Genomic DNA, 25,925 nt, shown 5'->3' with positions numbered 1-25,925 from the left:
AATAAAAAGTTCCTTATTAAAACAGAGATAATTGATTTTTCTCTGCCATTCCGTCTAAACAACCATGTTGATCCAAGTATTCCAATACAGTTTTAGAAATACGGCTACGTTCTCTTAAATCTTCTTTTGATAAGAATTCTCCGTCTTCTCGCGCTTTCTCAATATTGATTGCGGCATTTGTTCCTAATCCATCGACTGCATTGAATGGAGGGATCAGACTGTCACCATCTACTAAAAACTCCGTCGCGGAAGAACGATAGAGGTCTACTTTTTGAAGATGGTAGCCTCGTTCACTCATTTCCAATGCTAATTCTAAAACAGTAAGTAAACTTTTTTCTTTAGGTGGCGCATCATTACCTTTATCCAGAATTTCTTTGATCCGTTTGCGCATTGCTTCTGAACCTTTGATCATCGTATCTAATTCAAAGTCATCAGCTCTTACGGTAAAATATGCTGCATAAAAATAAATCGGATAATGAACTTTAAAATAGGCTATTCGAATCGCCATTAATACATATGCGGCAGCGTGTGCTTTTGGGAACATATATTTTATCTTTTTACAAGAATCGATATACCAATCTGGTACATCGTGTTTCTTCATTTCTTCGATCCACTCAGGCTCTAAGCCTTTCCCTTTACGTACAAACTCCATAATCTTAAAGGCAAGTGATGCATCTAAGCCTTTGTGCATTAAATACACCATGATATCATCACGACAACCAATAACATCTGGTAATCCACAAATACCATTATTAATAAGTTCTTGAGCATTACCTAACCATACATCTGTCCCGTGACTTAGACCTGAGATGATAACTAACTCCGCAAAGGTTTTCGGCTTGGTATCTTCGAGCATTTGGCGTACGAATCTTGTACCGAATTCAGGTACACCTAATGTTCCGGTCTTACACATAATTTGGTCTGGTGTTACACCTAACACTTCAGGACCGGAAAATATCTTCATTACCTCATCGTCATCAGTCGGTATTGTTTGTGGATCAATACCACTTAGATCTTGAAGCATGCGAATCATAGTCGGATCATCGTGTCCAAGGATATCAAGTTTCAACAAGTTATCATGAATCGAATGGAAATCAAAGTGTGTTGTCCGCCATTCCGAATTTCGATCATCTGCTGGATATTGAATCGGGGTAAAATCATAAATTTCTTTATCATCTGGTACAACAATGATACCACCAGGGTGTTGTCCCGTTGTCCGTTTAGCACCGGTACACCCTTTTACTAAACGGTCAACTTCTGCTTGTTTCAGCGTTAATTCTTTGTCACTTGCATACCCTTTAACATATCCATAAGCTGTTTTTTCGGCTACCGTACCAATTGTTCCTGCTCGGTATACATTATCTTCGCCAAAAAGTACTTTCGTATAATTGTGGGCACGTGGCTGGTATTCACCGGAAAAGTTCAAGTCAATATCTGGAACCTTGTCCCCTTTGAAGCCCAAGAAAGTTTCAAACGGAATATCTTGTCCATCTTTTTTCAATTCTGCATTGCATTTTGGACACTTCTTATCAGGCAAATCGAAACCACTACCGACTGAACCATCATTAAAAAATTCACTATACTTACATTCTGGACATACATAGTGAGGTGGCAATGGATTAACTTCTGTAATCTCGGTAAAAGTCGCGATTAATGAAGAACCGACAGATCCACGTGATCCTACTAAATAGCCATCATCTAATGATTTTTTTACTAGCTTTTGTGAAATTAAGTAAATAACCGCAAATCCATGGCCAATAATACTTTTTAATTCCTTTTCTACCCGTTTCTCCACAATCTCCGGAATTGCTTCACCATAGACAGATTTAGCAAAGTTATAACTTAATTCGCGAATTTCTTCCTCTGCACCTTCGATATTCGGTGTATAAAGGTCTTCTTTTACTGGTTTGACCTCATCAATTTGATCGACAAGGGCGTTTGGATTAGTGATTACAATTTCTTTTGCTTTTTCTTGGCCCAAAAACGAAAATGCATCCATCATCTCGTTCGTAGTACGAAAATACGTATTCGGTAATGTTTGTCTGTTTAACGGATTACCACTTTGGGATGCGATCAGTATTTGCCGGTAAACCATATCATTCTTTTCTAAATGATGGACATTTCCTGTAGCAACACAAGGTTTACCTAGTTCATCAGCAAGTTGAACAATATTGCGAATAATATCAAATAACTGCGCTTCATTCTGCACTAATTCTCGATCATAAAGATGGACAAAATTTTCAGGAGGTTGAACCTCGATAAAATCATAGAACTGTGCCACCTTCTCAGCTTGTTCTTTTGATTTTTGCATCATTGTTTCGAATACTTCACCTTGGTCACATGCCGTACCTACTAAAATACCTTCACGATATTGTTGTAATTTAGACCGAGGTATACGTGGAACACGGTAGAAATAATCAATATGTGCTAATGAAACCAATTTATAAATATTTTTCAACCCTTCTTGATCTACAGCTAATAATGTAGCATGGAACGGGCGAGAACGTTGATAAGCATTGCCTTCTCCCATGTGCTGATTAAATTGGTTATGATTCACAATACCTCGCTCAATTGATAGTTTAACAAACTTCCATAATAAATAACCCGTTGCTTCTGCATCATAAATCGCACGGTGATGTTGGGTAAGCTCGATATCAAGCTTTTTACACAACGTATTTAAACGGTGATTCTTTAATTCAGGGAACAATAAACGAGCTAATTCCAATGTGTCAATAACGGGATTATTTGCTTCTTCATAACCAATACGCTTAAATCCAGTATTTAAGAATCCCATATCAAAATCAGCATTATGTGCTACTAAAACGGCGTCTCCCATCCATTCATGAAATTCTTTTAATACTTCCTCCACTTCTGGCGCATCTTTTACCATGTCATCTGTTATGCCAGTTAGGTTAGTAGTAGTTTCAGATAGTGGGTGGTGGGGATTAGCAAAAGATTCATAACGATCAATTATTTCTCCATTATGGACTTTAACGGCAGCGAGTTCGATAATGGTATCATATATTGCCGATAATCCTGTTGTCTCCACGTCAAATACAACATACGTATCTTCTGCTAAGACACGGTCTGATTCATTATAGGCAATTGGTACACCATCATCGACAATGTTTGCTTCCACACCATACACAACTTTCACACCATGTTTTTGTCCAGCAGCATATGCTTCTGGATAAGCTTGGGCTACGGCATGATCTGTAATGGCAATAGCTTTATGTCCCCATTTACCAGCTTGTTCAATCAATTTCGAAGCGGACACAACGGAATCCATTTGGCTCATTAATGTATGTGCGTGTAATTCTACTCGTTTTTCCTCATCATATCCATGATCTTCTCTTGTAATGGAAGCTACCTCTTGAATATCTTTGGCCATCATGGTTAGTTCATTTGAGAAATTATCAGTCTGAACCATCCCTTTAGCTTTAATCCACATACCTTCTTTTAACTGTTTGAACTTCTCCGCATCTTGGTCACCTTTAGAGAACATTTTTATCAGAAAAGAATCGGTATAATCTGTTACTTTAAGTATTAATAAATGTCTACCAGAACGTAATTCTCTAATTTCAGCATCAAAAACAAATCCTTGGAAAATAACATTTTTTTCTTCCTCTACAACATCCTTCATTGGAATAGAGTTTTCTTTGATAGGATATCCAAGCTGAACTGGACCTGATGGGCTTTCTGGTTTTGCCTCTTTTGCACGCTTTTCTTGTTCTTTAAAAGCCTCTTCTACTTTTTTGCGATCTTCCATCGCCTTCGCCTGTTGGAATTTTTCAATTTCCTCTTGTTGTGCGGCTACTTCAAGTTGAATAAGTTGTTTTGGTAAACCAACTTTCAGACAGAAATGATCAAATTGTGATTGAATGGTTTTACTCCACTGTGCCTCAATTTGATTACTCACAGTTAACATAATATTATTATCGTTAAATAGAGGTTTTTTATTTTCAAAAGTACGATATTTAGGTGATTCACTCATCAATTCTGATAAAAAGATTTGCCAATAACGGAATCGTTCCTGTTCGTCTAACGCATGTTGATCCACTCTAATAGTCCATGAAACTTTAGCAATAGATGAAAAAGCTTCGGTTAATTTCAAAATAAACGCTTGATATATATCAGCAGGGATCGTTTGTTCAAGATGAAAATAGAAGTGCCATAATGGATTAGACCGATAAACTTCCAGCTTTTCAATAGCCCCATTTTGAAAATATTTATTTTTCATATCATCAGCAATACCAATCTGTTTCATTAGTAGCTGAAATTTTTCCTGACTAGAGATACTCATCTTCGATCTCCTTTACCTATTAATCTTCCTATTATTTTATCATAAGACAAAACCACGCAAAAACCAGTTCCATTTTCTCTCCTAAAAAACTTCGTAACTAATAAATACTGCGAATCAAGTGAAAATTTCGAGAGTGAGACTTTCTTCCATTCTTTCCATAGTAAGTACTGGAATACCGCTCCGGCAGAATACTGCGCTTTCCGTGGGCTCGGCTTCAGCTAACTTTGCAAAGTGGATCTTCAGCTCTCGCTGTCCCACAGGAGTCTTCGTATTCTGCCTTCGCTAATTTTACTTTTCTGATTGTTGTTAGAATAGAACACTTGGGTCGGTCTTTCTTAGGATTTCCTGTCATTTGTTTAGAACACAAATCTAAGCTGCGGAAAAATGCGACACTCCTGGGGGAATAGCACGAGCCGAAGATCCACTTGGTGAAGTGGTTTTCCTTCACCAAGTTAGCTCAAGATCGCCCCTGGAAAGGGAGTATTTTTCCGCAGCGACGATCATCCACTCATCAAAATTCAGTACGGAAGAGAGCAAATCCATGTCCAGTTACTTCGTAGTATATGTGTAAACTATAACATGTATATTGAATGGTTGTCTTTTTGTTAAATAGATAATTCCCTTGCCTGCGATGTTGCGACAAGGGAATGTGGTTATTTTAGTAATGAATTGATTTTGTCAATTAATTCTGACACGTGAAGATCTTCTTGCTCCCCGTTCTCTCTTAACTTGCACTCTACGTATCCTTCTGCAGCTTTTTTACCAACAGTTATTCTAACTGGCAATCCGATCAAATCACTATCAGCAAACTTAACACCTGGTCGTTCTTTTCGATCATCAAATAAAACAGAGATATTGTTTTCTTGCAGTTGTTCATAAATATTCTCTGCTAGAACCTGCTGTTCTTGATTTTTCGGATTTACTGCAATTAAATGGACATGATATGGCGTAATTTCTTTTGGCCATTTAATACCATTATCATCATGATATTGTTCTACAATTGCAGCTAGAGTCCGAGACACTCCAATACCATAACAACCCATCGTCATTGTTTCTTGTTTACCTTGTTCGTTTAAATATTGCACGTCTAGTTTTTTTGCATAGAATTGACCTAATTTGAATATATGGCCAACTTCAATTCCTTTAGCAAACTTAATCTTACCTTGACCATCTGGAGACGGATCCCCTTCTTGAATAAAACGAAGATCTTGATAAGAAGATACCTTAAAATCTCGATCTGGGTTTACATTTTGGTAATGCTTGTCATTCTTATTAGTACCGCAATAACCATTACGAATAACGCCAACGGCATGATCAGCAATAACTTCGATATCTTCAGGTACATCAATAGGGCCAATCGAGCCTACTTCTGCATTCAATAGTTGTTTTGTTTCTTGCTCTGATGCCAATTCTACATTAGTAGCAGCTAACGCATTCTTCAACTTAATATCATTGATTTCATGGTCACCACGAGATAAAACTAAAACAAATCGTTCATCTACTTTAAACAGTAAAGACTTGATCCCTTTTTCTAATGGTTGTCCTAAAAATTCAGCGACTTCCACCATAGTTTTATAGCCCGGTGTATCAATCATTTTTAAGTCCAGTGCAGCTTCATCACTTTGTTCATATGTAACATGGACCGGTGCCATTTCAATATTAGCGGCAAAATCAGAAGTATCGGAATAGGCGATTGTATCTTCACCGATCTCTGATAATACCATGAATTCATGCGTATCTTTACCACCCATTGCACCAGAATCAGCAATAACTGCTCGGAAATTCAAGCCGCAACGAGTAAAAATGTTTGAATATGCTTGATACATTTTTTGATAAGCTTCGTCAAGACTTCCTTGATCGGTGTGGAACGTATAAGCATCTTTCATAATAAATTCTCGTCCTCTTAAAAGGCCGAATCTTGGACGTTTTTCGTCACGGAATTTCGTTTGTATTTGGTACACATACAGTGGTAGTTTTTTATAACTTTTTACTTCATCACCAATAAGGCTTGTAACAACTTCCTCATGTGTTGCTCCAAGTGCAAACTCTCTTTCATGACGATCGTTTAGCCGCATCAACTCAGGACCCATCGTATACCATCTTCCTGTTTCTTTCCACAGATCAGATAGTTGCAGAGCAGGCATTAACATCTCAACAGCTCCTGCTTTTTCCATTTCGTCACGTACAATTTTCTCGACATTTTTTAATACTTTATTGCCCATTGGTAAAAAGCTGTATACACCTGAAGCTGTTTGTCTAATAAATCCTGCACGGACTAACAACTGATGACTTTTAATCTCAGCATCTGCAGGTGTTTCCTTTAATGTAGGAATTAAAGTTTGACTTTGTCTCATCTTCTCAACTCACCTCGATAATTTCAATATTACCCATATAGATTAGCTAGCATCACAAAAACAATCTCTGGATGTCATTCCATGTAACGATGATCATCAGTAGCATCAATAATGCGAAGCCAATGAAATGAACAACACCCTCTTTTTGTGGATCGATCGGTTTACCTCGGACTGCTTCTAGCCCAACAAACAAAAGCCTTCCTCCATCTAATGCGGGTAACGGCAACAGGTTAATAATTCCTAAATTAACACTTAATGCTGCGGTCCACATTAAAAAGTTCAAAAAGCCTGTTTTGACGATTTGATCTGTAGCGTCGTAAATTCCAACGGGTCCAGATAGTACATCTATAGAGAATTGACCAGTTATCAACTTCCCTAAATTCGTTAAAATCATAGTTGACCAACGATATGTTTCTTCTAAACTATAAGGAATGCTTCGGACAAACGATTTCTCTGTCGCTTGAATTACACCTACTTGTCCAAAATCTCCCTCAGGTGATTCGATTAATGCCGGAGTGACTTCCAATGGAACTTGTTGTTCGCCACGTAAAACAATCATTTCCAACGTTTCATTCGGACTTTCTTGGACGATTTCATGAAATTCTTCCCATTTGCTAATGCTTCGACCCTCAATTTCAATTACTTTATCATCAGCTTGAAAACCAGCTTCTTGTGCAGGACTATTATCTGCGACAGCCCCGACCTGCATCTCTTTTACTGGAACACCTTGTAAATTAGCTAATACAAGAAAGATCACTATTGAAAGTACAAAGTTCATGAATGGTCCTGCGAACAATTGTAAACCTCTTTGACCAACTGTTTTTGAGGAGAACTGACGATCGTATGGTGCGATTTGGGTTGCTTTCTCATCCATAATAAAGGATGCTTTTCTATTGACACGGAAGGAATACTTTTCATCTTCATTAATTTCATAGCCTTGAATGGTTAAAGCATGATCTAAATCAATATGCTCCACTTCAATCACAAAAGCATCGGGATGTTTCTCTTTATTGTTTACAATAATTTCTTTTACTTCGCCGTCATTATTAAATGTTAACCCGATATGTTGACCTGGTTTAATATCAATGATTTCTGGGTCTTCGCCAGCAACTCGTACATATCCACCCATCGGTAATAATCTTATGGTATATAACGTTTCGTTTTTCACCGTAGAAAATACTTTAGGTCCAAAACCAATTGCGAACTCCCGAACAAGCATCCCGGTCTTCTTAGCAACATAGTAGTGACCAAACTCATGAACGAATACTAGTAGTCCAAACATTAAAATAAAGGCAATAACAGTTGTCACTTAGGAGCACTCCTTCCTACTAACACTTCTTTAATATTTTTCGTACGTTTTATTTCTTATTTCCTGATCGATCGCATTGATTGTTTCTAAGTCAGGCTGTTCAACAAAACTATGGTTTTCCATAGCATTCTCGATTAATTGTTCAATCTCTAGAAAGGTAATCTTTTCACGCAAAAATAAATCTACTGCAGCTTCATTTGCTGCATTCAACACTGTAGGTAATGAACCACCTTTATTACCTGCATGATAAGCAAAAGCTAAACACGGAAATCGTTCCATGTCCATTTTTGAGAAATGAAGTGTACTCATTTCCACTAAATCAAGGCTTTGAGATGATGACACTGGCAATCGATCTGGATATGTTAGAGCATACTGAATTGGTACACGCATGTCGGGAGTTCCCATTTGAGCAATAATACTTTTATCAGCATATTCAACCATTGAATGGATAATACTTTCTTTATGCTGAATGACTTCTATTTTGTCGTAAGGTACATCAAATAGCCAATGCGCCTCAATGACTTCTAGCCCTTTGTTCATCATGGTAGCAGAATCAATCGTTATTTTAGCCCCCATACTCCAATTAGGGTGATTAAGAGCATCTGTTACAGTTACTCCTTGAAGCTGATCTCTCGTTTTATCACGAAAACTGCCACCTGAAGCAGTTAATATGATTTTGTTGACATCTTTGTGTGATTCTCCATTAAGTGCTTGAAAAATAGCCGAATGCTCGCTATCCACAGGTAATAAGTCAACGCCATACTGTTTAGCTGCTTTCATGACTAGGTGACCTGCTGTAACTAATGTTTCTTTATTGGCTATCGCAATTTGCTTATTGTGTTTGATCGCAGTTAGAGTTGCCCCTAGTCCAACACTACCCATTACCGCGTTCACTAATACATCTGTTTCTGGATCAGCACTTACCTCTTCCATTCCTTCTTTCCCAACTAATATCGTGTTTTGGTCGGTATTAATTAACAACTCATTGCGGATTTTTTCATCTTGAACTACAACTTTTTCAGGTTTGAATTCCGCTATAATTTCTTTAGCCTTGTCTACATTTTTACCAAAAGCGATCCCATATAACCGAAACTGATGAGGATGCTCCCTCATAACATCTAATGTTTGTAGACCTATAGAACCTGTTGCTCCTAATAAAGTGATATTTTTCATAACTGGTACTCCTACTAATAATATCTATGATATAAAATGAATAAAATGTAATAAAGGAAAAACAAATAACCAACTATCAAAACGGTCTAGTATCCCACCATGACCAGGCAATATTTTTCCAGAGTCCTTCACATCATAATGCCTTTTGATAGCAGACTCGACTAGATCACCTATCTGAGCAGATATAGAAGCGATAATTGTAACCACAACAACTAACAATATTGATTCATGTACTTGGAAAAAGTACTGAAAAATAATGGCTACTACACTAGCTACTAATATTCCGCCAAGTGCTCCTTCAACAGTTTTCTTTGGACTGATTTGCGGCCAAAGCTTGTGCTTGCCAAATGCTCTTCCAAAGAAATAAGCACCTGTATCAGTTGACAATATTACTAGAATAGCATAAAAAATATAAACTAGTCCATCATCTACTTCCCTAGTTTGGATGAAATAATGAAAGCCCAAACCAACGTAAATCGATGCTAAAATTAAAAAACCTGCATCTTCAAATGTAAATTTATTTTTAACTAACACTGTATAACCTAGCAAAACTAATACAAAAAACATGAGCAACTCTAAGCGTGTAGAAAAAAATAAATATTCATCTTGAAATAACAAAGACCATAATAAAATAACACCTAAAACAGTAGGGATTGGATACTTGGTCATCTTTCTCATATGTAATAGTTCCAGAAAACCAATTGTGGCAATGATATACATGATTATTTGAAAGGGTAAACCACTTAAAAATATAAATGGGAAGAAAAGCAAAATTGCAATAATCGCAGTAATAATTCTTGTTTTCATATTATTTTCACACCTTATATTCCACCATAACGACGTTTTCGTTTCTGAAAATCGTTGATAGCTTTCTCAAATTCTTCTGTACTAAAATCTGGCCACAATGTATCTGTAAACCATAATTCTGTATAAGCGGATTGCCAGAGTAAGAAATTACTAAGTCTTAATTCACCACTCGTGCGAATTAATAGATCAGGATCTTTAATATGAGAAGTATATAAATGGTCACTTAGTGTAGTTTCTGTAATCTCTTCGATTCCATACTTACCATCTTGTACTTCTTGGCAAATCTCCTTGATCGAACGGATCATTTCAAACCTACTGCCATAGTTAATAGCAATATTTAATATTAATCCATTATTATCTGCGGTTTGATCTTTAGCTTTCTGAATCGCTGCTTTTGTATTTTTAGGTAGGTCATCGAATTCACCAATAGTTTGGATACGAACATTTTCCTCCACTAACTCAGGTAAATAATGCTGCAAGAAATCGATAGGCAACTTCATAATATATTCTACCTCAGTTGATGGTCGTTTCCAATTCTCAGTTGAAAATGCATATAATGTTAATATTTCAACTTGTAATTGATTGGCTGCCTTTACAATTCGCTTGACATTATCCATTCCTTCTCGATGACCAGCAATCCGCGGTAATCCTCTTTTTTGTGCCCATCTGCCATTCCCATCCATGATGATAGCAATGTGCTTAGGTGAATTTTCAGACACTGTTTGTGATACTTCTACAGTGTTGTCTTTACTATTCTTAAAAGGAAGTTTAAACAAACGCATAATTATCCTCCATCATTAAAAAACCGTTCTATTCAATATTCCATATATGTATGGCTATCATGTAAAGTGGAAAAACCCTCTTCTTATTAAGAGGGCTTCTACACTCATCATATATTCTACCTTTTTTTTGCTTAGACTTCCATAATTTCTTGTTCTTTTTCTTTCGTTAATTCATCAATTTTTTGAATATGTGTGTCTGTTGCTGATTGTACGTCATCTTGGAAACCTCTTAATTCATCTTCTGTAAGGTCACCATTCTTTTCATCTTTCTTTAATTGATCATTAGTATCACGTCGAATATTACGGATTTGCACTTTTGATTCTTCCGCATACTTGCCAACTACTTTCACTAATTCTTTACGACGCTCTTCTGTTAATGGAGGAATATTGATTCGAACTACATTACCGTCATTTGATGGTGATAAACCTAGATCAGCTTTTTGAATAGCCTTTTCGATATCAGAAACGGTAGATTTATCAAATGGTGTTATAACTAATAACCTAGCTTCCGGCACAGAAATAGATGCCAGTTGGTTTAATGGTGTCAATGCACCATAATACTCCACTTGTACACTATCTAATAAAGCTGGGTTTGCTCTTCCCGCTCTTACTGTTGCCAGATTTTTAGAATATGCTTTTACCGCTTGATCCATTTTCTCTCGAGTTTCTTTAATTAACTGTTCAGACATGTTTTAGCTCCCCCTTATAATTGTTCCAATATTTTCGCCAATTACAGCTTTCTTAATGTTTCCTTCCTCTGAAATGGAGAATACAAGTAAAGGAATGTTGTTATCCATACACAATGATGATGCCGTTGAGTCCATTACACCTAATCCTTCATTTAAGATTTCTAAGTAAGATAACTCATCGTATTTTTTAGCTTCTTTATTAACTTTAGGATCAGCAGTGTATACACCATCTACGTTATTTTTAGCCATCAAAATAACATCTGCTTCCACTTCTGCTGCTCGTAAAGCTGCAGTTGTATCAGTTGAGAAATATGGATTACCAGTTCCAGCAGCAAAAATAACCACACGCTTTTTCTCTAGATGTCGAATTGCTTTACGACGAATATATGGTTCTGCTACTTGACGCATTTCGATGGAAGTTTGAACACGTGTTGGAATGCCTACATTTTCAAGGCTATCTTGAAGAGCTAAAGAATTCATGACAGTAGCTAACATTCCCATATAATCAGCATTAGCACGATCCATGCCCATTTCACTTCCTACTTTACCACGCCATATATTGCCACCACCAACAACAATTGCAACTTCTACGCCTAATTCAACTATATCTTTTACTTGTTTTGCCACTGATTGAATGATAGATGGTTCAAGACCAAATCCTTGTTCACCACTCAGTGCTTCTCCACTTAATTTAAGAACAATCCTTCTGTAGTTAGCAGTAGCCATAATTACCTCCATATATGTAAATATTATAAAGAAAACGAAGAATTTAGCCAAGTAAAAGGGTAAGAATCTCCAATTTCCTAAAATATATTAGTAAAAACAATTGGTTTATCATTGTTACTTTTCAAAGAAAAGGGACACCAAGTGCCCCTCTTTTTAATCAAAGCTATTTTTTGTTTACTTGACTCATTACTTCTTCAGCAAAGTTATCTTCACGCTTTTCAATTCCTTCCCCAACTTCATAGCGAACGAAAGATTTAACTGTTGCATTGTGATTTTTGGCAACTTGTTTTACTTTTTGATCAGGATCTTTTACAAAACTTTGCTCTAATAAGCAAATTTCTTCAAAGAACTTGTTAAGACGACCTTCTACCATTTTTTCAACAATATGTTCTGGTTTACCTTCGTTTAATGCTTGTGTTTTAAGTACTTCTCGCTCTTTTTCGACATCTTCTGCTGAAACAGCATCACGAGATAGATATTTAGGATTTACAGCAGCTACGTGCATTGCAATATCTTTGGCTACTTGTTCATCAGTTGTTCCTTCAAGAACAGTAACTACACCAATATTACCACCCATGTGGATATATGCTCCAAACGCATCATTATCCGTTTTGTTAAATAGTGTAAAACGACGCAAGGAAATTTTCTCACCAATTTTTGCAATATTGGAGTTGATGAATTCTTCTATTGTTTCACCGTCACCGTTAAGTGGTTGTTTTAAAGCATCTTCAACAGTTTCAGGTTTTTGAGAAAGAATGTGTTTAGCAAGATCTTGTGCTAAAGTCTTAAACTGATCGTTTTTGGTAACAAAGTCTGTTTCACAGTTTAATTCTAATAATACTGCTTCGTTTCCAGAAACTTCTACATATGCAGAACCTTCCGCAGCAATACGGTCTGCTTTTTTCGCAGCTTTAGAGATACCTTTTTCACGTAGATAATCAATAGCTTGCTCGATGTCACCATCAGTTTCTTGAAGTGCTTTTTTACAATCCATCATACCTGCACCAGTTTTTTCTCTTAGTTCTTTTACTAATTTTGCTGTAATTGCCATTAGAATTTCCTCCTTTAATATCATATATTGCTGAAAAAAAGGTGATAAAAGGTCTCCCTCTTATCACCAAAACCTTTAATTACTCTTCTACAGATTCAACTTCAGCTTCTTCTGTAGCTTCTGCTTGCTCAGCAGCTTCTTCTGTTACTTCTCCTTGTTTCGCTTCTAAAATAGCATCTGCCATTTTACCAGTAAGAAGTTTCACAGCACGAATAGCATCATCATTCGCTGGAATTACATAATCAATCTCATCTGGATCACAGTTTGTATCAACAATACCTACGATCGGAATGTTTAGTTTATGTGCTTCTGCAACAGCAATACGTTCTTTTCTTGGGTCGATAATGAATAAAGCATCAGGAATTTTATTCATTTCTTTAATACCGCCTAAGAATTTCACTAGGCGTTCTTTCTCTTTAAGAAGACCTACAACTTCTTTCTTCGGCAACACCTCAAAAGTGCCGTCTTCTTCCATTTTTTCGATATCTTTTAAGCGATTGATACGTTTGCGAATTGTTTCAAAGTTCGTTAATGTTCCACCTAACCAACGTTGGTTGACAAAGTACATTCCTGAACGGATCGCTTCTTCTTTTACTGATTCTTGTGCTTGTTTCTTTGTACCTACGAATAAAACAGTTCCATCATTTTCAGCGATTTCTTTTACGAAATTGTATGCTTCTTCTACCTTTTTCACTGTTTTTTGTAAGTCAATAATGTAAATACCGTTACGCTCTGTGAAGATATATTTCTTCATCTTTGGGTTCCAACGGCGTGTTTGATGTCCAAAATGAACACCAGCTTCTAGTAGTTGTTTCATTGAAATAACTGCCATTATTTTTCCTCCTGTAAATTGGTTTTTATTCCTCCATTTGTTTCATACGATACAAGGACTAGTAAATAGCACCACTTGTACCTTCCACAAACGTGTGTATTTAACACCGAAAACAAATATACCATAATGTATAGTTGCAATCAAGCGATATTTCATTTTTTTTGTTGAAATTTCAATAATAGCTCAACTTCTGTTTTACCCTTGTCCAGCTCTTTCGCTATTTCATCTACTGTATAACCTTTTTCATGCAAATGTAACACAGAAGCTGTCGTTGAACGTTCTACAACATCTTCGACTTGTTCAACATGTGAAATGGGTTGATATTCTTTTGTTGACTGTTTAGGTGTATTGACTTCTTTAACAGATTTTCTAACTTCATGTTGTTTTTGATTATTATTATCTGAGTTGTTACTATTAAACTTTTCCACTTGTTGTACAAATTTCTCGTTTTCTTCTTTTAACTCCACCAAATAAACAGCAAGAGTGTCTTCGATATTTTTCACTTGCTGGTTCACGTTATCTTCTACCCCAGCCAATGTATCTTGTTTTAATTTCAGTTGCCGGATGATGATAAAAGTTACAATATGAATGATAAAACTAAACAATAACAATATATATAGCATAATCTACCTCTTAACCACTAAAATCCACTTTATTTCCTAGGTAAGGATGTTTGTATTGATGTTGATGACGTTTCTCTTTTTTCTTATCTTCCGATACTTCTTGGAAGTGGCTGTCCCTTTTTTGCTTGTTGTTTTTTAGTTGTTCACTTGCTTCTTGTTCCAAAACTTGCTTTCGTCTTTTTAAGTCTTCTTTAGCCATTGATTGTGCTAGTTGATTCTGATCAATCCTGCCTTGTTGCTGCATCTGATCCTGAATTTTACCTGCATCCTGTGTTCTAGGCAACGCTACCTGCATTTCTACTGCTTTCCAACTCATGGGATACCTCCAATATTTGAAATAAATATCCGCACTTTCATTTGTTTCCAGTATAACAGTTTAGCTATAAAGATTGAATCGTTATTTCTTTTTCTTCTAAGTAAGCTTGAAAATATTGATGCTCTTGATATAAAACCCGTTTATATTTACCAAACATTAATTCAACATTCTCATACGCTTTTCCTTTAACCATTAATTTCATACCAGCATAATTACCAATTTCAAATTCTAATTCATTTAATTCGTCCTCAATTAACTGTAACTTTTCATTAGTTTTATCAAGCATATTACGCTGTTTTAATAACATAATTCTTTCTTTTGTTGGTAGTTCCCCTACAGCATCTTTCTTCTGCTTCAATTGGTCACCTAAGATTCGTAATTTCTGTTGGTTCTTTTTTAATTCTTTTCGATTTTGTTTTAAACCGCTTACACGATCTAAGATTTTTTTACTGATTCCAAACGCTAATTCCGTTTTTGAATTTGCCAAATTCCCTAAATTCTTTACTTCCATGACTTTTCCAGCTGAACAACTACCTCCAATGATACTTCCGTTCGTACAGAAAAGATTATGTTGCGCAACACAGTTGGAATGCATGATCGACTTCTTCACCTTCAGATCTCTACCTGCCGTTACTTCAGCTTGATTAATATAACCTACTTCAATATCCGCATCAGCCGTTACAATGGCTTTCTCCATACCTGCAATACCTTCTCTGATTAGGACATTACCACCTGCATGAATATAGGATGCTTCTACAATTCCATATACCGTTACATCACCATTTGCTGTTACACTATAACCAGTGGGAACATTACCTTTAATCATTACGGAACCATTAAATTGTATATTACCTGTTTCAAGGGATAAGTCACCATTTACTTCATAAAGTGAATACACATTTATGACTTGATCACCAACAGATAATTGCCCATCTGAAGTTGCAATAAATGTATAAGTTGATTCATCAAAAGAAACATTTTCTCCTGATCTACACTTATAAGGCTTACCTTTCCTTTGTTTAACTGGGTTATTAAAGATATCTATCCCTTGTTCACCATCGGTCGGTGGTATTAATTGTGCCAAAATGTCATTTGTCTCAACCATTGGGATTCTAGTAATATCTCTAAAATTCGTTTTTTCTTCTTCGGCTAAAGAACTGTCTGTTGATTGCTTTACGATTAATTTACCATCTGTACCATTTTCCGGCTTTTTCCCTTCTGCTATGATAAATTCCTCATCCGCTATTAGTTTTTGTTTCCAATCTATCTCAGCTAGATTCATTACCCCGAATTCAATGTTATAACTTTGGAGTAACTCTTGAATATCTTCCTCTGTTATGTCTTCTATTGCATCTGGATCTTTCACATACAGCGTAGCCACTAATCGATTTTTCGAGATATTAATATCTATTTTTTCTTTTATTTCATTCATGATCAAGCCCCGCCTATACTCTTATATTTTTTTATATAAATGACGAACTTTTACTATTGCTTGTTTATGAATTTGTGAGATCCTTGATGTTGTTAAGCCTAATACTTTACCGATTTCGGTAAATGTTAATTCCTTATCATAAAATAAACTTAATACCATTTGCTCATTTTCGTTTAATTGTTGGATACACTTCGATAATTCTTGGTAGTTTTCCTTTCGTACCATATTATCTTCAGGTAACGGCTCTCGATCATCTGGAATAAGATAACCAATTCCTTCTTTTGTATCTTCGGAGTTATTTTTACTTTTCTCCTCCATTGATAACAAGTTAGCAAAAAAACTATCTTTCAATGAATCCTCTACTTCTTCCACAGTTAAACCTAGATAGTCAGCAACCTCTTCTGTCGTTACTTCTCGTTGAAGTGATTGTTCTAATGATTCCATTGCATGGTCAATTTTTTTCACCTTATCTCTTGTCGTTCGAGGCAGCCAATCTTCCTTTCTTAATCCGTCAATGATAGCTCCCTTGATCCGAAAAGAAGCATAGGTATCAAATTTTAAATCACGACTATTATCAAATTTTAATATCGCATCAAACAATCCAAATAACCCTAAACTTTTGATATCATCTTTGTTAACACTTTTAGGCAGATTAACAGCGATTCGTTGGACATGGTAATGTACCAGATACATATAGTTTTCTATTAATTCATTCGTATTATCTTCACTTTTGTTGCTTAACCATTTATTCCACAAACTTTTTTCCATAGACGTATCTTTGACCATCGAATCACCTCATTTCAAAAATAATGAATCCTAATTAAATTTGCATAATTCCACTATTTACTGTTCTTACTTCAAGCATGCCTGTTTCGATATCGAATTCGATTGTTCTCCCTTTATTGCCGCCAACATCCTGTGCTACTACCGGAATTTTATGTTCCCTTAATTTAGCAAGCACCGCTTCGACATTGCGTTCACCAATTTTTAACATATTGTTATCTGACTGAAAGGAAAACATATGTGCTCCACCTGCTATTTTCGCTTTCAACTTAGATTTACTAACTCCTTCCGTCAAGAGTTGCTCCAATAATAAATCAATCGATGTATCTGCATACTTCATTTCGTTTACTAGACTTTTTTTCGATGCAGTTGAATCTGGTAACATGACATGTGCAAGTCCTGCTATCTTCTGTTCATAGATGACAACTCCTACGCAAGACCCTAGTCCAGATGTTTTTATGGTGTTTGGTATTTGAGTCACTTTTAAATCTGCTATACCAACTTTTACAACAGTAGTTATGATTGTCATTCCTCTTCGACCCCTAGTGCTTTGAAAATTTCATCAAAAGAGTCAGGGTCTGGTAATAAAAAGAAATGGCCTTTCACCGACTCGTTTGACTGTTCTTCTTCCTCAATCATCGTATCTATGATAATGGCATAATCACTTTCTTGCGAAATCTCAAGAAGGCCTTGCATTAAAATAGCGGCTGCCATATCAATCGTTACATTCGGAACAGTTGGTTGCATATTAATAGATGTAAAATCAGATAAAGCAGATAAGTAAGATCCTGAAAGAATATTGCCAATTTCAGAAATAGCTGAAATAGCGAGTTTATTTTCTTCGATATTATCTCCTGATGTACCTGTCAATTGTTCCACTAATGAACTTGATTCTTCTGGTGATAGTACAAAAAACATACTTCCAGGTGCTTCCCCTTGTATTCTTAAAAATACACTTACAATGACTTGTTCTGGCCCACCTACATAATCCATTAATTCATTAAAATCAACAACCTTAATAGATGGAATAGACATTTCTATCTTTTTTCCTAATAAGCTTGAGAGTGCTGTAGCAGCGTTCCCAGCACCAATATTACCAACTTCCTTTAATACGTCTAAATGATGTTGCGATAAGTTTTCCATCTGGACCATTTATCTAACCTTCTTGTCCAAAAAATGCTGCCTGATAGGATTCTTGGGATAATACTTTTTCCAATTCTAGAAGCATAATCAATCTTTTGTCGACTTTTGCTACTCCACCTATATAATCTGAGTCTACTGTTCCAATAACCTGTGGAGCAGGTTCAATCGCATCTTCTGGAATATATAAAACGTCATAGGCAGCATCTACAATAAAACCAACATCATAGTTCTCCATATGAATAATGATAATTCTTGTACTTTCTGTATGCTCTGCCCTTTCCATTCCGAATCGCTCGCGTAAGTCGATAATTGGTGTAACTACACCACGAAGATTTATAACACCTTTTACGAAATTAGCTGTCTTTGGCACTCTCGTAATATGTTGCATCCGCTCGATAGCTCCGACGACTTCTACAGGAATCGCATATTCTTCTTTATCCAATTCGATAATAATTGATTGATGATTGTTAGTTGTTTCTTCCATGCTACCCCTCCTAGTTTATTAATGTGTTCGTATCAACAATTAACGCTACTTGCCCATCACCTAAAATAGTGGCACCTGATATTGCAAATACATCTCCTAAATAATCGCCTAATGACTTTAAAACAACTTCCTGTTGACCAATGAATGTATCCACAACCAGTCCTGCCATCTTGTCCCCTTTACGAATAATAACAACGGAATATAGTTCATCGTCTTCTTCTTCAGTTGGTACTTCAAATACATTCTTTAAATCTATTAATGGTACTACTTTTCCTCGGAAATCTATTACTTCTTTGTTGTGAGCATTTAGAATTTCTGATCTACTTATTATTGCTGTTTCAATAATAGATGATAAAGGAATCGCGTATTTTTCTTTCTCTACTTCTACTAAAAGAACAGATATAATCGATAGTGTTAATGGTAATTGAATAGAGAATAACGAACCTTTTCCTTCTTCTGATTCAATCGTAATCGTTCCACCAAGTGACTCGATAGTATTTTTTACTACATCTAAACCTACTCCACGACCTGAAACATCACTAATCTTATCAGCAGTAGAGAAGCCGCTTGACATGATCAACTGATATACTTCTTTATCTGTTAACTGCTTAGCTTCCTCTTCTGTAATAACGTGATTAGAAATTGCTTTGTTTACCACTTTTTCTCTGTTTATTCCTGCCCCATCATCAGAAATTTCAATAAAGACATGATTTCCGCTATGATACGCTTCTAATAATAAATGTCCTTCATCATTTTTTCCTGCTACCTGTCGTTTCTCAGGTGTTTCAATCCCATGATCTAATGCATTTCGAATCAAGTGTACTAATGGATCACCGATTTCATCGATAACAGTTCGGTCTAATTCCGTTTCTGCACCAACAATTTCAAGGTTGATCTTTTTGCCTAAATCTTTTGAAAGCTGACGTACCATTCTTGGGAAACGATTAAAGACTTGTTCAATTGGAACCATACGCATATTTAATATAATATTTTGTAAATCTCCCGAAATTCTCGACATGCGCTCTACAGTTTCTTGTAATTCTGTATGTTTTAGATTTGCTGAAATCTGCTCTAAACGGCCTCTGTCGATGACTAATTCCTCAAACAAATTCATTAAACCATCAAGACGGTCGATATTGACCCGAATCGTCTTATTTGCAACACCTTTGGCAGTCTTTTTCTTGCTATCATCTGCAGTTTTATTCTTAGAAGATTCCTTAAGTTCATTTGATTGTTTTTCAACATTTTCTTTCTCTTCATTATGTTCTTGTACGCTCGCAACTTGTTCGAACGTTGATACTACAACTTCCTTTATCTCAGACACTTTTAGAATTTTTTGTTTTACATCTTCAGCGCTATCCTTCGTTACTAATAACACATGAAACTGCAGATCAAAATTTTCTTCTTCTAACTCTTGAACTGTTGGGTCGGCCTTAATTACTTCACCAATTTGTTCTAAGACTTCAAACACCATATATACACGAGCAGCTTTTAATAGACAATTGTCATTTAATTTCACAGTTACTTCTAAGTTCTCGAATCCATTTTCTTTTGATTGATCTAATATTGCTAATTCAAATTGATCTAGTTGGTCAAAATGTGCTTGATCACTTGTCGTTGTTGTACTCATTGTATTGATGCTCGTGTTGGTAGTTGATTCATTTACCTCTTCAAAACCTTGATTACTTTCAATCGCCTGTAAGGTATTCACAAGATCTTGTACATCTGATGAACCATCGCCGCCTTCAGCAATATCTAAAACCATTCCCTCCAGTTGGTCAACCGCTTGAAATATCACGTCAATGATCTCAGAAGTTATTTTCACTTGATCATTTCGTACTGCATCTAGGACATTTTCCATCTTATGAGTTAAATCAGCTAGATCTTGAAAACCCATTGTCGCTGCCATACCTTTTAACGTGTGTGCAGACCGGAAGATTTCGCCTACTGTATCCATGTTTTCCGGTTCGTTTTCTAAAATTAATAGTTGATCGTTTAAAGATTGAATATGTTCTTTACTTTCTTCAATAAATACTTCAAGATACTCGTTATTTTCCATCGGTATTTCACCTCTTCGTTTGGATTTTTTGCACTAACACATCACTAATATTGTCCAAGTCTTCTACATAATCTACTAAACTAGTTTTTTCTGCTGCTTGAGGCATACCATAAACTACACAGGTTTCTTTCGACTGAGATATAGCAATAGTTCTAGGATGTCTTTGTTTGAGGTGTAACAGACCATTTGATCCATCACTCCCCATACCTGTTAGTATGACTGCAAGAGGGTGACACTCTTTTACATTGGCAATCGATTCAAACAGTACATCAACTGATGGCTGGTGCCCATTAACCGGCTGTTCTGTTTTAACTTCTGCATATAATCTGCTGTCGATTTCTTTTACTTTAAATTGCTTACCCCCAGGTGCTATGTAGACATTGCCATTCTCTATTAAATCTCCATCTTCTACCTCTTTAACCGTGACATTGGATAATTTATCAAGACGCTCAGCCAATGATTTGGTAAATCCTTTTGGCATATGCTGCACAATAACAACCGGTGATGGAAAACCAGCTGGCAACTTAGTGATGACTTGTTGTAATGCTCGTGGTCCTCCTGTGGAAGAACCTATTGCGACAATCGGACGGTTACTTGAAATAGGTTTATAGCTTTTCTTTTTAATAGAAGATGACGTATTGATGGATAACTTGTAATTAGCACGTGATGCATGCTCTACTTTTTGAACTATCTCTGATTCAACGTCTTTAATATTTAAAGATATGGATCCTGAAGGTTTTGCGATAAAGTCAACAGCCCCGTAAGACATTGCCTCTATCGTTTTATCTGCACCAGATTTCGTTAAACTAGAAAGCATAACAATAGGTGTTGGCCTCTTTTTCATGATTTCTTTTAACGTTGATATACCATCCATAAGCGGCATTTCTACATCTAATGTAATAACATCAGGCTTTAATTCCATCACTTTCTGCAACGCATCTTCACCATTTCTTGCCGTACCAATCACTTCTAAATGAGCAGATGAATGGATAATATCTGAAATCATTTTTCGCATAAATGCTGAGTCATCAACGACTAATACAAGTTTTTTGTTCATAGATTTCTACCTTTCTGTAATTAATCTTCTGAGTTTGTTGAGAAATCCTGAGTCTTCTGATTTTGTTGATGGTTCCCCTAGGTACTGATTAGCAACATGTTCGATTGCCACTGATGCTTTCGATTTAGAGTTATGTATAAGAAAAGGTTGCTGTGCTAATACAGCATCTGTAACAGCTGAATCATCAGGGATTGTTCCAAGCGGGATAACATCATGATGTAAAAATCGCTTCACAGCACTATTCATCCGATTCATGATATCGACACCCTGCTTTTTATTTTTCGCTCGATTAATAATTAAATGAAACTTTATTGGTTGTTGCAATAACACATGCTTGATCATGGAATATGCATCCGTCATCGATGTTGGTTCTGGAGTTGTTACAAGAATACATTCATCAACAGCTAAAATATAATGGATCGTTTCTCGTGTAACACCTGCCCCCATATCAAAAATGATGTAGTCATATTCTCTCATCAGTAGTTCTAATTGCTCAAGAAAGTGTTGGAACCTTTCCTTATCAAGATAGAAAATATGATCTTGCCCACTACCACCAGCAACATACGACAGTGATTTTGGACCTATTTCTATAATATCATATATCGACAAATTATTCTCGAACAGATTTATAATAGAATAATTAGAACTTTTTCCTAATAATATGTCAATATTACCCATACCAACGTCCAGATCGAATAATAAAACTTTTTTTCCTTTACTGGCTAAGGATAAAGAAAAGTTTAATGCAATATTAGACTTTCCTACGCCTCCTTTACCACTAACGATGGCTATCGTTTTTGCATGATAATGACTGTGTACCCCTTTTAATTTTTGTCTAAGCTTTGCTGCTTGATCAGCCATTTTAATCACCAACTATTAATTTTGCAATTTGGTCTATAGAACTTTCTTCGATATCATCTGGTACATCCTGACCATTTGTCATATAGGCAATTCCAATTTGATATTTTAAGCATAAATTTAATACAGGACCATAAGTAGTTGTTTCATCTTTCTTCGTTAAAATAAGTTGTTTGATTGGAATATTATCAAATTGTTGATATATATCTTCTAGATCCTTTGCCCTAGTGGTTAAGGAAAGGACTAGATACGTATTGACCTCGTAATTTAAATCAACTATTTTACCTAATTCTTTTATATATTTTTCATCTCTGAAATTTCTGCCAGCTGTGTCAACGAAAACATAATCATACTCTTGAAACTTTTCCTTCGCTTTTTTATAATCATCCAAATTATATGCGATTTCTATTGGGACATCTAAGATTTTTGAATAAGTCTTTAGTTGCTCAATCGCAGCAATCCGATACGTATCTGTTGTTATAAATGCTACTTTTTTTTGGCGATTTAACACGCAATGAGCAGCTAGTTTTGCGATCGTTGTCGTTTTTCCTACCCCAGTAGGTCCAACCAGATGAATAAACTGTTTATCAAATATTTCTCCACCGAAAGTCCCTTTGTTTGCAATACGGTGCTTAACTTCAAAAGAAAGCTGATCCCATACTTTACTTTCCGCTATCTCCTCATGATCAAATCTTGCTTGAATAGATTCGATTAATTCATAAGCGATTGACTCATCTACTTCTTGCTTGACTAAATGATCGTAAACCACTTGATAGGGTAGCTTAAAGACCATATCCTTTGTCGTATTCTTTTGCATCCATTGCTTCATTTCTCGCAATTCTTTTAAGACCTCTTCTTGATTTGGATTCTTGCTTGTAGAGTGAGTATCTAATTTAGGTTCTACTACCTGTTTACTCACGTTATTTCTTCTCTTTGGCAGTTTTGTTTGATCCATTGCCGCTAAGACTTCGATTTTTCTCTTCTTAAAAAGTCCCAAAAATCCGCCTTCATGTATGACCTTAGAGTTTAAAATAACAGCATCAGACCCTAATTCTTTTCTGACGACTTGCATCACTTCTGGCATTGTTGCACCTTTGAATTTTTTTACTTTCATGCTACGTTCACCACCCCGATGCTTTGAATTTCTGCAGTTGGTTCAATCTCATTGTAAGACAGAACAATAACATGTGGATAAAAGCGATCTAATAATTGCTTAAAATACATGCGAATGGTCGGTGAACATAAGATAACAGGAGTCTCTTCCTGTAAGCTCATGTTCTCGACATTTTCCGAAACAGAATGGATCACTTGTTGTTGTGTATCAGGGTCCATTGCTAAGTAACTTCCATGCTCAGTTTGTTGTATGTGTTCAGCAATTAATTTTTCCACTTCACCTGAAACAGTGATCACTTTTAGTTGTTGCTTACCTTGTACGATATCATTCGTAATTTGAACGGATAATGATTGTCTTACATATTCGGTCAGTAGATCTGTATCAGTTGTCATTTTGGCAAAATCGGCTAATGTTTCAAAAATAACGGGCAAATTCTTAATAGACACATTTTCACGCAACAACTTAGCTAAAACTTTCTGGACATCTCCAACCGCTAATGGCTCTGGTGTTACTTCTTCTACCAAAATCGGATTAGAATCTTTCAAATGATCAATTAGTTGTTGTGTTTCTTGACGACCAATTAATTGGTGTGCAAAACGTTTGATTAACTCTGTAATATGGGTCGATACAACAGATGGAGGATCTACAACCGTATAACCAGACATTTCTGCATCATCTCGAACATCTTCCGTAATCCATTTAGCAGGTAACCCGAATGCCGGTTCTACTGTATCAATACCCTCTAATTCATCATCTTCAATACCTGGACTCATCGCTAAATAATGATCAAGTAGTAACTCTCCTCTAGCAATTTCATTACCTTTTATTTTAAGCCGATATTCATTAGGGTTTAACTGAATATTGTCTCGAATTCTTACCACCGGAATAACTAAACCTAATTCAATTGCTAATTGACGTCTGATCATAACAACACGGTCTAATAAATCTCCTCCTTGATTAGAATCAGCTAACGGAATTAAGCCATAACCAAATTCAAATTCAATCGGATCCATATTAATCAGACCAACTACATTTTCTGGTGATTGCATTTCTTCCGATTCTGCTTCATCTACCTGTTCATCACTTGGAGCTTCATCTGCCTGCGTGCTTCTTGATAACAGATATGCACTAACAATTAATACAGCTGCGATCATCGTTGTCAGAAGAAAATTGATCGGTGTTAAACCTAAGAAGAAAATCGTACCACCCGCGATATAAAGTAGTGTAGGATATCTCAATAATTGTTTGCTGACATCCGCACTCAAATTACCCTCTGAGGCAACTCTAGTAACCACGATCCCAGTAGCTGTTGATATTAGTAAGGCTGGGATTTGACTAACTAATCCATCCCCAACAGTTAATCGCATATATATATCGATTGCTTCATTAAAACTCAATCCAAGCTGTGCCATTCCAATAATTAATCCAAAGATAATATTGATGAGTACAATAATAATACCTGCAATGGCATCACCTTTTACGAATTTACTTGCACCATCCATTGCGCCATAAAAATCAGCTTCATGCTCAATTTTTTCCCGTCGTTCTTTTGCTTGTTGTTCATTAATCATTCCTGCATTTAAATCGGCATCGATACTCATTTGCTTACCTGGCATTGCATCTAATGTAAAGCGAGCAGCAACTTCTGATACACGCTCACTCCCCTTGGTAATAACTAAAAATTGAATAATCACTAAAATAACGAACACAACAAAACCTACCAAAGGATTATCTCCGATAACGAAAGTCCCAAACGTCTCCACTACGCCACCTGCATCTGCCTCTGATAGAATAGATCTGGTAGTTGATACATTCAAACCTAACCGGAATAAAGTCAATAGCAATAGTAAAGAAGGAAAAACAGAGAATTGCAAAGCCTCTGTTGTATTCATGGAGACTAAAATCACGATTAATGCTAGAGATATATTGGTTAAAATTAATATACTTAATAACCACCCTGGAAGAGGAATAACTAACATAATAATAATAGATATAACACCAAATAAAACGGAAAAATCTCTAGCTTTCAT

General features: G+C 36.0%; 22 protein-coding genes. All 22 read right to left on the bottom strand.

The window, feature by feature from the left end; translation table 11 throughout:
• Positions 1-16 precede the first annotated feature (16 nt).
• The 22 genes from GHT08_RS03780 to flhA all read right to left on the bottom strand — a co-directional run bounded on the left by GHT08_RS03780 (position 17) and on the right by flhA (position 25,925).
• Positions 17-4,303 carry a PolC-type DNA polymerase III gene (locus GHT08_RS03780; RefSeq protein WP_163579915.1) on the bottom strand — a complete coding sequence of 1,429 codons (4,287 nt, stop codon included), beginning with the start codon at positions 4,301-4,303 and terminating at the stop codon, positions 17-19.
• A 653-nt stretch (positions 4,304-4,956) separates the two neighbouring features.
• On the bottom strand, positions 4,957-6,657 hold the full coding sequence (locus GHT08_RS03775; protein WP_163579913.1) for a proline--tRNA ligase: 1,701 nt from the start codon (positions 6,655-6,657) through the stop codon (positions 4,957-4,959).
• 52 nt (positions 6,658-6,709) lie between these two features.
• A complete protein-coding gene (gene rseP, locus GHT08_RS03770; RefSeq protein WP_163579911.1) occupies positions 6,710-7,966 on the bottom strand; it encodes an RIP metalloprotease RseP in 1,257 nt (418 codons plus the stop codon).
• Positions 7,967-7,996: 30 nt separating this feature from the next.
• The gene (gene dxr, locus GHT08_RS03765) at positions 7,997-9,139 is read right to left on the bottom strand and encodes a 1-deoxy-D-xylulose-5-phosphate reductoisomerase (protein ID WP_163579909.1); all 1,143 of its coding nucleotides are present in this window, start codon (positions 9,137-9,139) and stop codon (positions 7,997-7,999) included.
• A 24-nt stretch (positions 9,140-9,163) separates the two neighbouring features.
• Positions 9,164-9,946 (bottom strand): phosphatidate cytidylyltransferase, encoded by a 783-nt coding sequence (locus GHT08_RS03760; RefSeq protein ID WP_163579907.1) that lies wholly within the window; start codon positions 9,944-9,946, stop codon positions 9,164-9,166.
• Between the two features lie 14 nt (positions 9,947-9,960).
• A complete protein-coding gene (locus GHT08_RS03755; protein WP_163579905.1) occupies positions 9,961-10,728 on the bottom strand; it encodes an isoprenyl transferase in 768 nt (255 codons plus the stop codon).
• A 131-nt stretch (positions 10,729-10,859) separates the two neighbouring features.
• A complete protein-coding gene (frr, locus tag GHT08_RS03750) occupies positions 10,860-11,417 on the bottom strand; it encodes a ribosome recycling factor (protein ID WP_163579903.1) in 558 nt (185 codons plus the stop codon).
• A gap of 3 nt (positions 11,418-11,420) precedes the next feature.
• The gene (gene pyrH / locus GHT08_RS03745) at positions 11,421-12,143 is read right to left on the bottom strand and encodes a UMP kinase (protein WP_018932642.1); all 723 of its coding nucleotides are present in this window, start codon (positions 12,141-12,143) and stop codon (positions 11,421-11,423) included.
• Positions 12,144-12,306: 163 nt separating this feature from the next.
• Positions 12,307-13,194: a translation elongation factor Ts gene (tsf, locus tag GHT08_RS03740; protein ID WP_163579901.1), complete on the bottom strand. Its 888-nt coding sequence runs from the start codon at positions 13,192-13,194 to the stop codon at positions 12,307-12,309.
• 79 nt (positions 13,195-13,273) lie between these two features.
• On the bottom strand, positions 13,274-14,026 hold the full coding sequence (gene rpsB, locus GHT08_RS03735; RefSeq protein WP_163579899.1) for a 30S ribosomal protein S2: 753 nt from the start codon (positions 14,024-14,026) through the stop codon (positions 13,274-13,276).
• Positions 14,027-14,178: 152 nt separating this feature from the next.
• Positions 14,179-14,649, bottom strand: coding sequence for a DUF6115 domain-containing protein (locus GHT08_RS03730; RefSeq protein WP_163579897.1), 471 nt, complete (start codon positions 14,647-14,649; stop codon positions 14,179-14,181).
• Between the two features lie 10 nt (positions 14,650-14,659).
• A complete protein-coding gene (locus GHT08_RS03725; protein ID WP_163579895.1) occupies positions 14,660-14,965 on the bottom strand; it encodes a hypothetical protein in 306 nt (101 codons plus the stop codon).
• Between the two features lie 64 nt (positions 14,966-15,029).
• Complete coding sequence (locus tag GHT08_RS03720) at positions 15,030-16,397, bottom strand: DUF342 domain-containing protein (RefSeq protein WP_163579893.1); 1,368 nt, start codon at positions 16,395-16,397, stop codon at positions 15,030-15,032.
• 21 nt (positions 16,398-16,418) lie between these two features.
• A complete protein-coding gene (locus GHT08_RS03715) occupies positions 16,419-17,183 on the bottom strand; it encodes a FliA/WhiG family RNA polymerase sigma factor (RefSeq protein WP_163579891.1) in 765 nt (254 codons plus the stop codon).
• Between the two features lie 34 nt (positions 17,184-17,217).
• Complete coding sequence (locus GHT08_RS03710) at positions 17,218-17,709, bottom strand: chemotaxis protein CheD (protein WP_163579890.1); 492 nt, start codon at positions 17,707-17,709, stop codon at positions 17,218-17,220.
• Positions 17,706-18,332, bottom strand: a complete 627-nt coding sequence (locus GHT08_RS03705; RefSeq protein WP_163579888.1) for a chemotaxis protein CheC — start codon at positions 18,330-18,332, stop codon at positions 17,706-17,708. The genes GHT08_RS03710 and GHT08_RS03705 overlap by 4 nt, the downstream gene beginning before the upstream one ends.
• A gap of 4 nt (positions 18,333-18,336) precedes the next feature.
• Positions 18,337-18,807 (bottom strand): chemotaxis protein CheW, encoded by a 471-nt coding sequence (locus GHT08_RS03700; protein WP_163579886.1) that lies wholly within the window; start codon positions 18,805-18,807, stop codon positions 18,337-18,339.
• Between the two features lie 10 nt (positions 18,808-18,817).
• Entirely contained in the window at positions 18,818-20,866 is a 2,049-nt protein-coding gene (locus GHT08_RS03695; protein WP_163579884.1) for a chemotaxis protein CheA, read from the bottom strand.
• 7 nt (positions 20,867-20,873) lie between these two features.
• Positions 20,874-21,923 carry a protein-glutamate methylesterase/protein-glutamine glutaminase gene (locus GHT08_RS03690; RefSeq protein WP_163579883.1) on the bottom strand — a complete coding sequence of 350 codons (1,050 nt, stop codon included), beginning with the start codon at positions 21,921-21,923 and terminating at the stop codon, positions 20,874-20,876.
• 6 nt (positions 21,924-21,929) lie between these two features.
• Complete coding sequence (locus GHT08_RS03685) at positions 21,930-22,784, bottom strand: MinD/ParA family protein (protein WP_163579882.1); 855 nt, start codon at positions 22,782-22,784, stop codon at positions 21,930-21,932.
• Position 22,785: 1 nt separating this feature from the next.
• Positions 22,786-23,895 carry a flagellar biosynthesis GTPase FlhF gene (gene flhF, locus GHT08_RS03680; protein ID WP_163579881.1) on the bottom strand — a complete coding sequence of 370 codons (1,110 nt, stop codon included), beginning with the start codon at positions 23,893-23,895 and terminating at the stop codon, positions 22,786-22,788.
• Complete coding sequence (gene flhA / locus GHT08_RS03675; RefSeq protein ID WP_163579880.1) at positions 23,892-25,925, bottom strand: flagellar biosynthesis protein FlhA; 2,034 nt, start codon at positions 25,923-25,925, stop codon at positions 23,892-23,894. Before flhA ends, flhF begins: the two co-directional genes overlap by 4 nt.

Origin of the sequence: Gracilibacillus saliphilus (assembly GCF_010994085.1) — a bacterium.
Classification (GTDB): Bacteria; Bacillota; Bacilli; order Bacillales; family Amphibacillaceae; genus Gracilibacillus; species Gracilibacillus lacisalsi.
This window is presented reverse-complemented; position numbering and strand designations above follow the sequence as displayed.

Coding starts and splice junctions, on each gene's coding strand:
- GHT08_RS03780 (WP_163579915.1), bottom strand. CDS start 4,303: ATGAGTATCTCTAGTCAGGAAAAATTTCAGCTACTAATGAAACAGATT.
- GHT08_RS03775 (WP_163579913.1), bottom strand. CDS start 6,657: ATGAGACAAAGTCAAACTTTAATTCCTACATTAAAGGAAACACCTGCA.
- dxr (WP_163579909.1), bottom strand. CDS start 9,139: ATGAAAAATATCACTTTATTAGGAGCAACAGGTTCTATAGGTCTACAA.
- GHT08_RS03760 (WP_163579907.1), bottom strand. CDS start 9,946: ATGAAAACAAGAATTATTACTGCGATTATTGCAATTTTGCTTTTCTTC.
- GHT08_RS03755 (WP_163579905.1), bottom strand. CDS start 10,728: ATGCGTTTGTTTAAACTTCCTTTTAAGAATAGTAAAGACAACACTGTA.
- frr (WP_163579903.1), bottom strand. CDS start 11,417: ATGTCTGAACAGTTAATTAAAGAAACTCGAGAGAAAATGGATCAAGCG.
- pyrH (WP_018932642.1), bottom strand. CDS start 12,143: ATGGCTACTGCTAACTACAGAAGGATTGTTCTTAAATTAAGTGGAGAA.
- tsf (WP_163579901.1), bottom strand. CDS start 13,194: ATGGCAATTACAGCAAAATTAGTAAAAGAACTAAGAGAAAAAACTGGT.
- rpsB (WP_163579899.1), bottom strand. CDS start 14,026: ATGGCAGTTATTTCAATGAAACAACTACTAGAAGCTGGTGTTCATTTT.
- GHT08_RS03730 (WP_163579897.1), bottom strand. CDS start 14,649: ATGCTATATATATTGTTATTGTTTAGTTTTATCATTCATATTGTAACT.
- GHT08_RS03725 (WP_163579895.1), bottom strand. CDS start 14,965: ATGAGTTGGAAAGCAGTAGAAATGCAGGTAGCGTTGCCTAGAACACAG.
- GHT08_RS03720 (WP_163579893.1), bottom strand. CDS start 16,397: ATGAATGAAATAAAAGAAAAAATAGATATTAATATCTCGAAAAATCGA.
- GHT08_RS03715 (WP_163579891.1), bottom strand. CDS start 17,183: ATGGTCAAAGATACGTCTATGGAAAAAAGTTTGTGGAATAAATGGTTA.
- GHT08_RS03710 (WP_163579890.1), bottom strand. CDS start 17,709: ATGACAATCATAACTACTGTTGTAAAAGTTGGTATAGCAGATTTAAAA.
- GHT08_RS03705 (WP_163579888.1), bottom strand. CDS start 18,332: ATGGTCCAGATGGAAAACTTATCGCAACATCATTTAGACGTATTAAAG.
- GHT08_RS03700 (WP_163579886.1), bottom strand. CDS start 18,807: ATGGAAGAAACAACTAACAATCATCAATCAATTATTATCGAATTGGAT.
- GHT08_RS03695 (WP_163579884.1), bottom strand. CDS start 20,866: ATGGAAAATAACGAGTATCTTGAAGTATTTATTGAAGAAAGTAAAGAA.
- GHT08_RS03690 (WP_163579883.1), bottom strand. CDS start 21,923: ATGAACAAAAAACTTGTATTAGTCGTTGATGACTCAGCATTTATGCGA.
- GHT08_RS03685 (WP_163579882.1), bottom strand. CDS start 22,784: ATGGCTGATCAAGCAGCAAAGCTTAGACAAAAATTAAAAGGGGTACAC.
- flhF (WP_163579881.1), bottom strand. CDS start 23,895: ATGAAAGTAAAAAAATTCAAAGGTGCAACAATGCCAGAAGTGATGCAA.
- flhA (WP_163579880.1), bottom strand. CDS start 25,925: ATGAAAGCTAGAGATTTTTCCGTTTTATTTGGTGTTATATCTATTATT.